The following is a 15,164-nucleotide window of genomic DNA, read 5'->3' as shown; positions in this document are numbered from 1 at the left end:
ATTCACCTCTAAAATTGAATAGGATTTACTATATCTTTTATAGTTACTAAAATCATAAGCGATATTAAAATTATAAATCCTATATAATTTATCTGTGCTATTCTATCTTCACTAATTTTTTTACCTGTTATTATTTGAATTAATAGTATAAATATCCATCCACCATCTAAAGCTGGAAAAGGAATCAAATTAAATATAGCTAATTGAACACTTAAAAGAGCCATAAAATATACTAATTGTACTACTCCCTTAGATGCTACCTTTACGGAAACCTTTATAATAGTTATAGGTCCGCCTACTTCATTTTTGTTAAACTTTCCAGTAAATAAAGATTTAAAGAAAGAAAATGTTTGTTTTGTAATATCTACAGTTTGGTCAACTCCACTTTTCAACATTTGACCTAAATTAGGCTTAACTACTGTAGGCACAACTCCAATCATATATCTTCCTTCTGATTCCTTAGGAAGTATATAAAAATTTAATTCTTCTCCTCCTCTTTTTACTCCTATATTAATTTTTTCTCCTTTAACTTTAGACATCTTAATCTGAAAATCAGTCCAAGAAGAAACTTTCTCATTATTGAATTTTATAACTTCATCACCTTTTTTTATACCTACATGCATAGCTGGGGAATTATTTTGTACTTGCTCTATTTTTGGAATTATGTATCCCATAGTTTTAGTTGTTATTGCAAAAAATATAATTGCCATAATTAAATTCATAATTGGTCCTGCTGCTACAATACTTAATTTTTGAAGTGGAGATTTACTAGAAAATGCCCTATCATCACTACATTCTTCCCCCTCTTCACCATGCATTTTGACATACCCACCTATAGGCAAGGCTTTTATTAAATATTCTGTTTCTTTTCCTTTAATACTAAATAATTTAGGACCCATTCCTAAAGAAAATTCCTCTACTTTAACCCCATTTAACTTAGCTGCAGTAAAATGCCCAAATTCATGTCCTATAACCAATATACTAAAAGCTACTAGTGCACCTAATATATACAGAATAATCACTTGCATTCTCCTTCCATTAATTATTAAATTTGTTCATAATATATTTTCTTACTTCTAAATCAATATCAAAAACTTCATCCAATGTTATGTTCTTTTTATACTCAAAGTAATTCATGGCATCTTCTATTAATTCCCCAATTTGTAGAAATTTTATCTTTTCTTTTAAAAATAATTCTACTACTACTTCATTAGCTGAATTTAAGATGACTGGCATATTTCCGCCCATTTCTCCTGCTTTATATGCAAGACTAAGACATTTAAATGTATCCATATCTGCTTTGCAAAAATTCAAATTCGCAACTTTAAACAAATCTAACCTATCTATAGCACATTCACCCCTATCAGGATATTTTAATGCATATTGAATTGGTAATTTCATATCTGTAGTTGCAAGTTGAGCCATAACTGTTCCATCTTTATATTCTACCATAGAATGAATAATACTTTCAGGATGAACAACTACTGTTATTTTATCATAAGGTACATTAAATAAATAATGTGCTTCTATAACTTCTAATCCTTTATTCATTAGACTTGCAGAATCTATGCTAATCTTTCTCCCCATATTCCATTTAGGGTGTTTTAGCGCATCTTTAGGACCCATATTCTCCAATTCTATTCTTTTTTTTCCCCTAAATGGCCCTCCTGAAGCAGTAAGTAAAATTCCTTCAACATCCATATGTTTATTTCCTTGAAGACATTGGAAAATTGCTCCATGTTCAGAATCAACCGGTATAATACTAACTTTATTTTTTCTAGCTTCTTCTATAACAAATTTTCCTGCTACTACTAAAGTTTCTTTATTAGCAAGTGCTATGTGTTTTTTATGCCTAATAGCTTCTATAGTTGGTTTTAATCCTATCATTCCAACCACAGAAGTTAAAACCATTTCTATTTCATCTAAAGTGGCTATCTTAATTAATCCTTCCATACCTTTTAATACTTTAATATTAAACGATTGTCCCTTACAATATTCCTCTACTTGCAATGCACAACTCTCATCTTTCATAGCAACATATTTAGGCTGAAATTCATCTATTATGTTAATAACCTTATCTACACTAGTATTTGCACTTATACCAATCAATCTAAAATTATCCTTATCTTTTCTTATAACTTCAAGAGCTTGAGTTCCAATAGAACCTGTAACCCCTAAAATACTTATCTTTTTCAAAGTTATTCTCTCCTTTATATTTGTAGTATCTCTTTTGCACTAATCACATAAATAGGAGCCAATATTACTCCAATTACTCCTGTTATTTTAATAAAAATATACATAAAAATTAAAATAACAAGTGGATGCACCTCAAAACTTTTGCTAACAAAATTAGTCTCCAAAATTTGTCTAACAATTAAAGTTAATAAATATAAAGCTACCAATCCTATTACTCTTATATAATCCTTTAAAACTATACGATATAAAATTAAAGGAATAAAAATAAAAATAGTACCTATATAAGGTAATATATCAAATAATCCACATATTATGCCTAAATGTATGGCATATTTTATTCCTAAAATAAAAAATCCTAATATAGTTATACCAGTACAAATAATCATAAGTTTAATTTCTATGGCAATAATTTTATTTAATTCTAAACTTTTCAAATGTATTTGTTTAATAACATTAGAATTAAAGGCTTTTCCTAAAACCTTTAATATTTTTTCTTCATCAACTAATAAAAAATAAACTATTATATTGGCTAAAAAATAAGAAAATAAAAATTCTGTAGTATTTATTGCTCCTTCTCTTATAACTTCTTTTGAGAATATACTATTGCCTCCATCTATAATTTTAGTAACAAAACTATGTAAATTAAACTTTCCTAATAATTGCATACTTAAATTTTCATATATATTAAAAATATATACGAATCCCTTTTTTATAATCTCTAAATTTTTAATTAATAAATGTCCTATTTTAAAAATGCATATAAAAAACAGAAAATTTACTATTATAATACTAAAAACACCCTTCAATTGTTTAGTAAGTCCCTTTATGTTACTAAATAAATTATATATCGGTTTGGTAAAGAAAAATAAAATTAAAGTTATAAAAAAAGGTTGTAGGTAAGTATGAAAAAATTTGGCAAGTATACACAGTAAAATAAATAAAAGAATACAATACCCTAATTTTTCAGATTTTTCATTCAAGATTTTTCTCCTAAAATATTATTTTACTGTATAATATATTCATATTTATAATTATATATTAATAATAAAAATAATTAAACATATTTATTTCTATTATTAATATATCTAAAAATATAATAAATGTGGAAAAAATAAAAAGAGAGTTGAAATAAAAATTTCATTTACTCTCTTTTAGAATTATAATCCTACTACAAAAGTTAAATAAAAATATACTACTGCAGATACAAAAAGAATACTATCAAATCTATCTAATATTCCTCCATGTCCAGGTATTATTTTACCATAATCTTTAACTTCTAAATATCTTTTTATAATAGATGCAGATAAATCACCTATTTGACTTAATATTCCTCCTATTAATCCTATAATTAAATAATTATATAAATTAATATGAACTCCAAATCTATAAATTATAATTCCATATAATAAACATCCTAATATACTACCTATAAGTCCACCTACAGCACCTTCTACGGTTTTTTTAGGACTAACCTTAGGACACAACTTATTCTTTCCAAAAATTCTTCCGGAATAATAAGCAAAGGTATCACTTCCCCAAGATGAAATGAAAACTAACCAAACAAAATAATTTCCAAATTCCTTTACCTCAATCTTAGGTATCAAACTAAACATAAGTGTAACATATAAAAATCCAAATATAGTTAGGGCTGCTTCTATAAAATTATGTTTTAAATTAAAAACAGGTATACTCAAACAAATAGCTACAAATGCAATTAATATTAATAAAAACTTATCTGTAGATAAATTTTTAGAAGTTAAAAAATATATTATTGTAAATACATAAGAAACTATATTAAAAGTATGATAATTTTTTGCCTTTAATATAGTATAAAATTCATACAATCCCATTAAGGATAGTATTAAAGTTAAAAATTTTAAATACTGACCTCCTATAAATATTAAAATAAAAATAGGAAGTAAAACAAGTACTCCTACATACCTCTCATAGATCTTGTTCATACTATTTTAGTCCTCCAAATCTTCTTTCTCTGTTTTGAACTTCTTTAATAGCTGTTCTAAGATGTTCTGGAGTAAAATCAGGCCATAGCACTTCTGTAAACCAAAATTCTGAATAAGAAATTTGCCATAACAAGAAATTACTTATTCTTTCTTCCCCGCTAGTTCTTATTAATATTTCAGGATCCGGCATACCTTTAGTATACAAGTAAGAACTAAATAAATTCTCATCAATATCTTCTATATTAATTTTATTTTCTTTAACATCGTTGCAAATATTTTTTACACTATTTATAATTTCATTTCTTCCACCATAATTTAATGCTAAATTTAAAGTTAATCCGGTATTTTCTTTAGTTTTTTCATAGGCTAATCTAAGTTCTTTTTGACATATGTCAGGTAAATAACTTATATCTCCTATGGAATTTATTATTACATTATTTTTATGTAATTCTTCAAATTCATTTTTTAAATAAGTAACCAATAAACTCATAAGAGTACTAACCTCTTCTTTAGGTCGTTTCCAATTTTCTGTTGAAAAAGCATATAAGGTTAGATATTTAATTCCTAGTCTATTACATTCTTTTACTATATTACGTATAACTTCAACCCCTGCTTTATGACCCATTGTTCTTGGTAAGTTTCTTTGTTTAGCCCATCTTCCATTACCATCCATAATTATAGCAATATGACTAGGTACTTTTTTAAAATCTACATTTGTAGATTCTGTATTTGTTTTTTTAAGTTCTTTTATATCTTTTTTATTGCCACAAAAACCAAAAAATTTTTTCACTTTTGTAAGCACACTCCCTAACTAAATATTATAAAGTTACTATTATTATATTCTTAAATTTAAACTTTATAAATAATTTAAGTATTTTTATTAAATAAACCTGCCAAAGCAGGTTCATTTTTTAAACTGTCATTATTTCTTTTTCTTTTTGTTCAACTAATTTTTCGACTTCTGTTACAAAAGTATCAGTTTGTTTTTGTATTTTTTCTTCTGAAGACTTAACCTCATCTTCAGTAATTTCTCCGTCTTTTTTCAAGCTCTTAATCTTGTCATTAGCATCACGTCTAATTGCTCTTATAGCTATTTTTGAATCTTCACCAGCTTTTTTTACAGCTTTAACTAATTCTTTTCTTGTTTCTTCTGTAAGTTCTGGTATTATTAATCTAATTACTGCTCCGTCACTTGATGGATTTAATCCTAAATCTGACTTTAAAATTGCTTTTTCTATCTCTTTTATAGCAGTTTTATCATATGGTTGAATTAGAATAATTCTTGCTTCTGGAACTGAAATATTAGCTAATTGATTAAGCCCTGTTAAACTTCCATAATATTCTACCTCAATTTTGTCTAAAATTTTAGGATTAGCCCTACCAGCTTTCATTGTTCCTAATTCTTCAGCTAATACTGAAATTGATTTTGACATTTTGTCTTTAGCATTATTAATAATATCAGATACCATAAATATCCTCCTTAAAATTATTTTTTAACTATTGTTCCTATTTCTTCACCACAAACAGCACGAATTATATTTTCAGGTTGATGAAGTCCAAATACAAGAATCGGAATATTGTTATCCATACATAAAGATGTAGCTGTAGAATCCATAACTTGTAAGCCTTGTTCTAAAATTTGTATGTAAGATAATGAAGTATATTTTTTAGCATCTTCATGTTTCTTAGGATCCTTATCATAGACTCCATCAACATTTTTTGCAAGTAAAATAATATCTGCTTCTATTTCAGCAGCTCTTAATGCTGCAGTTGTATCTGTAGAGAAATATGGATTACCTATTCCTGCTGCAAAGATTACAACTCTTCCTTTTTCTAGATGTCTCATAGCTTTTCTTCTTATGTAGGGTTCTGCAACTTCTTTCATTTCTATAGCAGTTTGAACTCTTGTTGGAACTCCAATAGCCTCTAGAGAATCTTGAAGTGCAAGTGCATTTATACAAGTAGCCATCATACCCATATAATCTGCCGTAGCTCTGTCCATATCTTCGCCTTGTCTTCCTCTCCAGATATTTCCACCGCCAACAACCATACCACATTCAACACCCATATCAACTAATTCTTTAACTTGTTTAGCTATAATTTTTACAACATCAAAGTTAATTCCAAATCCCTTTTCTCCTGCTAAAGCTTCACCTGATAACTTTAACATTACTCTCTTATACTTAGCTGTTGCCATTTAACCATACCTCCAAAGCAGAATTTTACTTATATCTTAAAAAAAGAGAACACTGCGTGTTCTCTTCTCTTACTAGTTACCACCCATTTGCTTCTTAACTTCTTCAGCGAAATCCTCTTCTTTTTTCTCGATACCTTCGCCTCTTTCAAATCTAGCAAATTTTTCTACCGTGATATCAGCACCAAGTTTCTTTCCTTCTTCTTGTAAGTGCTTTTGAATAGTTAAATCAGGATTCTTAACCCAAACTTGCTCGATTAAGCAGTTTTCTTTATAGAATTTATTAATTCTACCATCAACCATTTTATCAACGATCTTTTCTGGTTTTCCTTCATTTAAAGCTTGAACTCTGTATATTTCTCTTTCTTTTTCAAGACTTTCATTATCTACAGAGTCTCTGTTAAGGAAAGCTGGATTTACAGCTGCAACTTGCATTGCCACATCTTTAGCTATTTCAGATAATATTTCATCATCTTTTTGACATCCTAATTGAACTAAAACACCAATTTTTCCATTTCCATGGATATAGCTATTGATTTTTCCGTTTTCTACTGAAAATCTTTCAAATCTTCTTATAGACATATTTTCGCCTAATTTAGCTATTAAAGCAGTTAAAGCATCTTTTAATATAACGCTTTCATCTTTTATGAATTTTTCTTCTAATAATTCTTCAACAGTGTTTACGCTTGAAGCACATGCTTGCTTAGCAACCTCGTTAACGAATTCTATAAAATCTTCATTTGCAGCAACAAAGTCTGTTTCACAGTTAACTTCTACTATAGTAGCTTTTTTACCATCTTCAGCTATATAAGTTTTAACTAATCCCTCTGCAGCAACTCTTCCTGCTTTTTTAGCAGCAGCAGCTAAACCTTTTTCTCTTAAGATTTCTACCGCTTTTTCCATATCTCCATTAGCTTCAGTTAAAGCCTTTTTGCAGTCCATCATTCCTGCTCCAGTGCTTTCTCTTAGCTCTTTTACCATCTTTGCACTAATCATGAATATTCCTCCTTAAACCATATAATAAATAAAATTTTTCAATTTATATTTATTATTCAGCTAATTGTTCACCTTGTCTTCCTTCTATAATAGAATCTGCCATTTTAGCTGTGATTAATTTTACAGCTCTTATAGCATCATCATTACCTGGAATTACATAGTCAACTACATCTGGGTCACAGTTTGTATCAACGATTGATATAACTGGAATTCCTAATATTTTAGCTTCAGATACAGCATTCTTTTCTTTTCTTGGATCAACAACGAACATAGCACCAATGTTTTCTACGTTCATGTTTCTGATACCACCTAAGTTCTTTTGTAACTTATCAGCTTCTTTTTTAAGTAAAGTTACTTCTTTCTTTGGAAGAACTTCAAATACGCCTTCTTCTTCCATTTTTTCAATTTTTTCTAATCTAGCTATTCTTGATTTAATAGTATTGAAGTTTGTTAACATACCACCTAACCATCTATTGTTAACAAAATGCATTCCTGATCTTATAGCTTCAGATTGGATTGCTTCTTGAGCTTGTTTTTTAGTACCTACAAATAATACGTCTTTTCCTTCTTCTGATACTGATTTAATGAAATCGTATGCTTGATCTACCTTTTTAACTGTTTTTTGTAAATCGATTATGTAGATTCCGTTTCTTTCAGTGAAGATATAAGGAGCCATTTTAGGGTTCCATCTTCTTGTTTGATGTCCGAAATGAACACCTGCTTCTAATAATTGTTTCATGCTTATTACTGCCATTTAAATATTCCTCCTAATGTGGTTTTATTCCTCCACTATCTTCTTTTTTACAAAACAACCTTTATTTAAGGCACCTATTTTGCAAATTGGATAATGTGTGTATTTCTCACTTTAAGTAGTATAACATAACCCAAACCCGTATTCAATATAAATTTAATAAAATATTTCATTAAATCAAAAATCAGGATATAAATATCCTGATTTTTATTTTTTATCAAAACTATTTGATTTTATTTAATTCTTCTAAAAGTTTTTCATTTAATATTTTAATGTGAGTTCCCTTCATTCCAAGAGATCTTGATTCTATAACCCCAGCACTTTCGAACTTTCTTAAAGCATTTACTATAACAGATCTAGTAATCCCTACTTTATCAGCAATTTTAGATGCTACTAATAATCCTTCATTTCCATCTAATTCATTAAAGATGTGTTCTACAGCTTCTAATTCTGAATAAGAAAGAGTGCCTATAGCAAGTTGTACTATAGCTTTCTTTCTTGCCTCTTCTTCAATTTCTTCATTTTTAGATCTTAATATTTCCATACCAACTATAGTAACACTATATTCAGCTAATATTAAATCTTCTTCTGTGAAAGGTTTATCATATCTAGCTATTAAAAGAGTTCCTAATCTTTCTCTATTTCCTATAATAGGTACTATTGTTGTAATCTTATTATCTAACTCACATACTTTTTTATCTTTAAATACACAATAACCTTCGCTTTTTAAATTTTCCTTTGTTTCTTCAATTGTCAATAGCTTATTATTGTACTCTTCTGGAAATTTTAAAGTATCTACAACTTCATCTTTTAGCATATCGCATTCGAATTCATTTGCTAACTTATGTCCTAGAATCTTTCCTTTTCTACTTGCTATGTATACATTCGCTTCTAATATTTCACTTAATAAAGTGCATATGTCACTAAAAGATACTGGCTCATTTCCTGATTTTTGTAATATTTTATTTAACATTCTTGTTTTATGTAATAATGTCATTATATTTTCCTCCTAAAATTTTTTTTATGTTTTCAACCATTAATTGGAATTTTCAAAATTCACTAATTATTTTTAATTTTTAGTCTAGTTCTTGATACTAATATATAATATCATACTAATAAGACTATTTCAACAGTATTTAGTAAAATTTTCGACAAGTTTTATATTTTTTTTATTAATTTTAAAAAAAATCATAAATTTGATGTGCATTATTAAGAATTTTATACCTTTTGTAAATATTTCTCTCTAATACACATCTGTTTTTTATAATAAAATTAAATTTCTTATATAAAATACATTATATAAAATTAACTTTACTTATTTTTATATGAACACTCCTTATTTATGCATTGTAAATAATCACCTTTAGCTTTTGAACTCTTTTTAACCAAAATAGACTTACATTCTGGACATCTTTCCTCCGTTGGCTCATACCAACTTATAAAATTACAATTTGGATAACCACTGCATCCAAAGAACTTTCTACCTTTTTTACTTTTCCTAACTAAAATTTTAGAACCGCAAAGTGGACAATTAACATCTAATTCTTCAACAATTGGCTTAGTATTTTTGCACTCTGGATAACCTGGACAAGCAAGAAAGTTACCGTATCTTCCGCGTTTTATAACCATAAACCTTCCACATTTATCACACTTCACATCTGTAACTTCATCTTCAATAGTAATCTTTGCTATTTCATTTTCTGCAATTTCTATAAGCTTTCTTAGTGGAGTAAAAAATTCATCTACAACACTTTTCCAGCTCAATTGTCCTTCTTCTATTTTATCTAATTTACTTTCCATTTCTGCAGTAAATTCTACATCTACTATATTTTTAAAATATTCACTTACAATATCATTAACTATAAATCCAAGTTCTGTAGCCTTTAATGTTTTCTTATCTCTTTCTACATATTGTCTTCCAAGTAATGTTCCTATAGTTGGAGCATATGTACTAGGTCTACCTATACCATTTTCCTCCATACACTTAATTAAACTTGCTTCGGAAAATCTTCCTGGTGGTTGAGTAAAATGTTGTTTTCCAAATACATTATTATACTTTAATTTTTCATTTTCCTCAATACTTGGAATTAAATTTTCTTCATTTTCTGAAATAAGTTCATATATTCTAGTAAATCCATCAAATAAAACCTTATTACCAGTGGTTCTTAAACCGTAGTCACTATTTATTATTTCTATAGAAGTACTTTCATATATACAATTTGCCATTTGTGAGGCTACAAATCTTTCCCAAATAAGTTTATATAGTTTATATTGTTCTGGTTTTAAACTCTCTTTTACACGAATTGGTGTAATATCAACATTGGTAGGTCTTATTGCTTCATGAGCATCTTGAATATCCTTTTTACTCTTATATATTTTCTCATTTTGTGGAATATATTCATTACCTAAATTATTTAATAAATATTCCTTACACATTTCTTTAGCTTCTTTAGATATCCTTACAGAATCTGTTCTCATGTAAGTAATTAATCCTACACTTCCGAAGCCTTTAACTTCTATACCTTCATAAAGACTTTGAGCTACTGACATAGTTTTTTGTGTCGTAAATCCAAGTCTTTTATAAGCTTCCTGTTGCATTGTACTAGTTGTAAATGGTGCTTGAGGTAATTTTTCTTTTTTTGATTTTTTTATTGCTTTTACAATAAATTCTCCATCTTTTAATTCTTTTATTATTTTATTACTTTGTTCCTCTGTTTTTATCTCTATTTTTTTGCCCTTATAATTAGAAAGTTTTACTTTTACTTTTTCTTTATTTTTATTCTCTAATGTGCATTCAACAGTCCAATATTCTTCTGGTACAAAAGCTTCTATTTCTTTCTCTCTATCACAAATAATTTTTAATGCGACAGATTGTACTCTACCTGCACTTAAACCCCATTTCACCTTTCTCCATAATATAGGACTTATTTCATAACCAACTAATCTATCTAATATTCTTCTAGCTTGTTGGGCATCTACAAGACTTTCATTTATTTGTCTAGGTTTTTTAATAGCAGATTTAACAGCTGTTTTAGTAATTTCATTAAATTCTATTCTACACAAAGTTTTCTCATCAATTTTCAAAGCTTTTGCTAAATGCCATGATATAGCTTCACCCTCTCTATCAGGGTCAGTAGCCAAAAATACTTTATCACATTTTTTAGCTTGTTTTCTTAACTTATCTAGAACTTCACCTTTACCTCTAATAGTTATATACTTAGGTTCATAATTATTATCTATATCAACGCCTAACTGACTTTTTGGCAAATCTCTTACATGTCCCATAGTTGCTTCAACAACATAAGTACTTCCTAAATATTTTTTAATAGTTTTAACTTTTGTTGGTGACTCAACTATAATTAACTTTTGTCCCATTATTTCCCCTCCATTAAATTTCTACACCATATTTTTATATTTTAAATTAGTTGTTGGTTTTTAACATAAAAACTTCCATCTATACAATTAACATGTTTTTTAACCTGCATTTCAAATAATAACTCATATAAATACTTTATGTCAATATTAGTTATTTCAACAATTTTATCAATATGCATTGGAACATCACTTAAAACAGAATAAATCTTATTGTATTTTTTCTCAATATTTTGTTTTTTATTTAAACTTTTTTCATATTTTATACCTAATATCGAATATATATCTTGTAATTCTGTAAATATATATGCCCCATCTTTTATAAGTTCATTAGTACCCTTACTAAATTTTGAAGAAATAGAACCAGGAACTGCCATTACATCCACTCCTTGTTGCAGTGCATAATTAACTGTTATTAAACTACCACTTTTTTCACCAGCTTCTACTACTATGAGTAAATCACTTAACCCACTTATTATTCTATTTCTAAGGGGGAAATTCCATGAAAATGGTTTTGTTTTAGGTTCAAATTCAGATATAACACATCCACTTTCTTGAATTTGTTTATATATATCAGAATTTTCTTTAGGATAAACGACATCTACACCACATCCTAAAACTGCAAATGTTCTACCATTTTCTTTTAGTGCTCCTTTATGTGCCATACTATCTATACCTCTAGCCATTCCACTTATTACATTTATATTATTTCTTGCTAAATCATTGGCTATATTTATTGCTACATTTTTACCATATAAACTACAATCTCTTGAACCAACTATACCTACAGTTAAGCCATTATTTATTAGATTGAACTTTCCCTTAAAAAATAATACTCCAGGAGCATCATCATGGTTTTTTAGTTTTTGGGGATATAGAGAATCATAATAATTTATACAATTTATATTATTTTGCTTCATATAATAATACATTTTTTTTAATTCTTCAAGTTTCCACGCATTTAAAAATTTTTCATAGATTTTCTTATTAAAGTTAAATTCATTTTTTTTAAAAACACTTATCCATATATTTTTTATAGAATCATGTGTTTTTAAAAGCCTTATCTTGTCTTTAAGATTAATTTTAAGTCTAGAAAACCATAAATCATAAATACTCATAATTACTCCTTTCTTGCGTTTTTATCGCAATACTTTAAATAATGTTAAAAATGTATAAATTTTTTATTTCTAGTTTTCCACAAATTGTCTATATGTAAAAGCCTCAATTAAATGTATTTTTTCTATATTAATACTTTCTTCTAAATCAGCAATAGTTCTAGCAACTTTTAAAATTCTATGATAAGCTCTCAAACTTAAATTATAAGTTTTAAACATTGTTTTCATAACCCTTTCTCCCTCTTCATTTAATGTACAAAATTCATTTATTAACAAATTGTTCATTTGATAATTTAATTTAATCTCTTTATTTTTAAATCTTTCACTTTGAATTTTTCTTGCATTTTCTACTCTATATTTTATTTCACTTGAACTTTCACCTTTTTTACTTTTAAATTCTTCATAAGAAAGCCTTGGTACAGATGTAAAAATATCTATTCTATCTAAAAGAGGGGAAGATAATTTTTTTATATACTTTTTTCTTTCAAACTCAGTACAAGTACAAGGAATATTGGACATGTAATTTCCACAAGGACAAGGATTCATAGCTGCTATAAGAGTAAAATCACAGGGATACTCATAGCTTCCTACCGCCCTACTTAAAATAATCTTTTTATCTTCTAAGGGAATTCTTAGATTTTCTAAGATACATTTATCAAATTCTAATAATTCATCTAAAAATAAAACACCTTTATGTGCTAATGATATTTCTCCCGGCAATACTTTATGACCTCCCCCTATTAGTGCACACTTAGTAACACTATAATGTGGTGACCTAAATGGAGGTCTAAAATTTATACCCTCATCATTAATTTCTCCTAAAACACTATTTATTTTTGCAACTTCCAAAGCATCATCATATAATAAATCAGGTATTATAGTTGTAAATGCTTTAGCTAGCATAGATTTTCCTGAACCTGCTGGACCATATAAAATTACATTATGTCCTCCAGCTGCTGCTATTTCTAGTGCCCGTTTTGCTTGTTCTTGTCCTATTATATCTTTAAAATCTACATTTTTTTCATTTTTCTTTTCTTCTACACAATTTTTTTCATAGGGCAACAAATCTCTATACTTTAGAAAATGAATAGCCTCATTTAAAGTTTTTAAAGGGTATAGATTAATATCCTTAATCAAGGATGCTTCTTTTTGATTTTTTACTGGGATAATAAAATTTTTAAATCCACTTTCCTTGCCTTTATATATTATAGGTAAAATTCCTTTAATTTTATTTATTGAGCCATCTAAAGATAATTCCCCTAATACTAATGTTTCACTTAAATCAACATTGCATAATTGATTGGATTGTATCAAAATTCCTATTGCTATCCCTAGGTCAAATACAGAACCTTCTTTTTTAATATTAGCTGGAGCTAAATTTACAGTAATTCTGCCTAATGGAAACTCATAAGATGAATTAATCAATGCAGAGCGTACCCTTTCTTTTGATTCTTTTATTGAAATGTCTCCAAGTCCTACTATATTAAATATGGGAAGACCTTTAGAAATATGAATCTCAATGTTAACTATTTCCCCTTCTATGCCTTTAAAAGTTGCACTATTCACCTTTGTTATCATCTTCTATACCTCCTTCTATTTAATATCTATATTTCAATTATTGACCACATTAAAGTTTTAATACCATATTAGAGTTTAATAATTGTTTTGTTGGATATATTATCTAATAACGAAAGGAGAAAATATGAAAAATTTTAATAAAGACATAGGCGCTTTAGGTGAAAATTTAGCTAAAAATTTTTTAATTGGAAATGGCTATACTATTTTAGATAATAATTTTACATGTAAATTAGGAGAGCTAGATTTAATAGTTCAAAAGAAAAATATAATTTCTTTTGTAGAGGTAAAAACAAGGTATTATTTTAATTATGGTTTACCTATGGAATCTATTACTTTTTCCAAAAGGAAAAAAATATTTTTAGTTTCTTCATATTACATTCAAAAATATAATCTTAAAGATTACTATTTTTCTTATGATATAGTAGAAATTTTTTTTAATAAACATAACAATAAATATAAAATTAATTTTATAAACGATGCTTTTAGACTATAGAAAAAGACTCCTAAGATATAAAATGTATCCTATGAAGTAGACAATTTAAAAAAGTCTATTTCATAGGATTTTTTATGTATAATAGAATAAAAGAAATTTTTAAACGTGAGGTTATGAAAATGAGTAAAAAATTATTTACTAAAGACGAAGTTAAAATCTTATCTAAAAATAAATATGTTAAGAAAGTAAGTTCAAAAGGAATTACTTATACTGATGAGTTTAAGAAAATTTTTATAACACAAAATGAATTGGGTAAATTTCCGAGACAAATATTCGAAGAATGTGGATTCAATATAGAAATTTTAGGTATGCAAAGAGTAGGATCAGCGGGCAAAAGATGGAGAAGGTCTTATAAAAATGGCGGAGCCATTGCACTTCAAGATACCAGAAGACTTAATACTGGCAGACCAAGCGAAAAAGAATTATCTTTAGCAGAAAAATATGCTCGTCTCGAGGCTAAAGTTGAGTTGCTTCAAGCTGAAAATGAATTATTAAAAAAGTTAGATAT

General features: G+C 27.4%; 15 protein-coding genes. 2 read left to right on the top strand and 13 right to left on the bottom strand.

Translation table 11 applies throughout. The annotated features are described in order from the left end of the window. Positions 1-8: 8 nt before the first annotated feature. The 13 genes from rseP to QOZ93_RS09225 all read right to left on the bottom strand — a co-directional run bounded on the left by rseP (position 9) and on the right by QOZ93_RS09225 (position 14,163). Positions 9-1,013, bottom strand: a complete 1,005-nt coding sequence (rseP, locus tag QOZ93_RS09285; protein WP_307356069.1) for an RIP metalloprotease RseP — start codon at positions 1,011-1,013, stop codon at positions 9-11. Between the two features lie 25 nt (positions 1,014-1,038). Next, a complete protein-coding gene (locus QOZ93_RS09280; protein WP_307356004.1) occupies positions 1,039-2,196 on the bottom strand; it encodes a 1-deoxy-D-xylulose-5-phosphate reductoisomerase in 1,158 nt (385 codons plus the stop codon). A gap of 14 nt (positions 2,197-2,210) precedes the next feature. Then, positions 2,211-3,176 carry an AI-2E family transporter gene (locus QOZ93_RS09275; RefSeq protein WP_307356003.1) on the bottom strand — a complete coding sequence of 322 codons (966 nt, stop codon included), beginning with the start codon at positions 3,174-3,176 and terminating at the stop codon, positions 2,211-2,213. 177 nt (positions 3,177-3,353) lie between these two features. Further along, complete coding sequence (locus tag QOZ93_RS09270) at positions 3,354-4,148, bottom strand: phosphatidate cytidylyltransferase (RefSeq protein WP_307356068.1); 795 nt, start codon at positions 4,146-4,148, stop codon at positions 3,354-3,356. A 10-nt stretch (positions 4,149-4,158) separates the two neighbouring features. Further along, on the bottom strand, positions 4,159-4,908 hold the full coding sequence (locus QOZ93_RS09265; RefSeq protein WP_307356067.1) for an isoprenyl transferase: 750 nt from the start codon (positions 4,906-4,908) through the stop codon (positions 4,159-4,161). Between the two features lie 160 nt (positions 4,909-5,068). Then, entirely contained in the window at positions 5,069-5,626 is a 558-nt protein-coding gene (gene frr / locus QOZ93_RS09260) for a ribosome recycling factor (protein ID WP_111942686.1), read from the bottom strand. Between the two features lie 17 nt (positions 5,627-5,643). Beyond that, entirely contained in the window at positions 5,644-6,354 is a 711-nt protein-coding gene (gene pyrH, locus QOZ93_RS09255; RefSeq protein WP_307356002.1) for a UMP kinase, read from the bottom strand. A 72-nt stretch (positions 6,355-6,426) separates the two neighbouring features. Continuing rightward, complete coding sequence (gene tsf / locus QOZ93_RS09250) at positions 6,427-7,347, bottom strand: translation elongation factor Ts (RefSeq protein WP_111942690.1); 921 nt, start codon at positions 7,345-7,347, stop codon at positions 6,427-6,429. A 52-nt stretch (positions 7,348-7,399) separates the two neighbouring features. After that, a complete protein-coding gene (rpsB, locus tag QOZ93_RS09245; RefSeq protein WP_111942692.1) occupies positions 7,400-8,101 on the bottom strand; it encodes a 30S ribosomal protein S2 in 702 nt (233 codons plus the stop codon). A 220-nt stretch (positions 8,102-8,321) separates the two neighbouring features. After that, a complete protein-coding gene (codY, locus tag QOZ93_RS09240; protein WP_111942694.1) occupies positions 8,322-9,098 on the bottom strand; it encodes a GTP-sensing pleiotropic transcriptional regulator CodY in 777 nt (258 codons plus the stop codon). Positions 9,099-9,409: 311 nt separating this feature from the next. Further along, positions 9,410-11,473 (bottom strand): type I DNA topoisomerase, encoded by a 2,064-nt coding sequence (topA, locus tag QOZ93_RS09235; protein ID WP_307356001.1) that lies wholly within the window; start codon positions 11,471-11,473, stop codon positions 9,410-9,412. Between the two features lie 41 nt (positions 11,474-11,514). Continuing rightward, complete coding sequence (dprA, locus tag QOZ93_RS09230; protein ID WP_307356000.1) at positions 11,515-12,588, bottom strand: DNA-processing protein DprA; 1,074 nt, start codon at positions 12,586-12,588, stop codon at positions 11,515-11,517. 69 nt (positions 12,589-12,657) lie between these two features. Next, positions 12,658-14,163 carry a YifB family Mg chelatase-like AAA ATPase gene (locus tag QOZ93_RS09225; RefSeq protein WP_307355999.1) on the bottom strand — a complete coding sequence of 502 codons (1,506 nt, stop codon included), beginning with the start codon at positions 14,161-14,163 and terminating at the stop codon, positions 12,658-12,660. Positions 14,164-14,287: 124 nt separating this feature from the next. Here QOZ93_RS09225 and QOZ93_RS09220 point away from each other — a divergent pair, with 124 nt between their 5' ends. Both QOZ93_RS09220 and QOZ93_RS09215 read left to right on the top strand, forming a co-directional pair. Then, positions 14,288-14,656, top strand: a complete 369-nt coding sequence (locus tag QOZ93_RS09220) for a YraN family protein (RefSeq protein WP_111942702.1) — start codon at positions 14,288-14,290, stop codon at positions 14,654-14,656. 119 nt (positions 14,657-14,775) lie between these two features. Then, positions 14,776-15,164, top strand: a 389-nt coding sequence (locus QOZ93_RS09215; RefSeq protein ID WP_340343994.1) for an HTH domain-containing protein, incomplete at its 3' end; no start/stop codon positions are given.

It is taken from the genome of Hathewaya limosa (genome assembly GCF_030815255.1).
GTDB classification, from domain to species: domain Bacteria; phylum Bacillota; class Clostridia; order Clostridiales; family Clostridiaceae; genus Hathewaya; species Hathewaya limosa.
The sequence above is the reverse complement of the archived record's forward strand: the minus strand, read 5'-3'. Positions and strand labels throughout refer to the sequence as shown.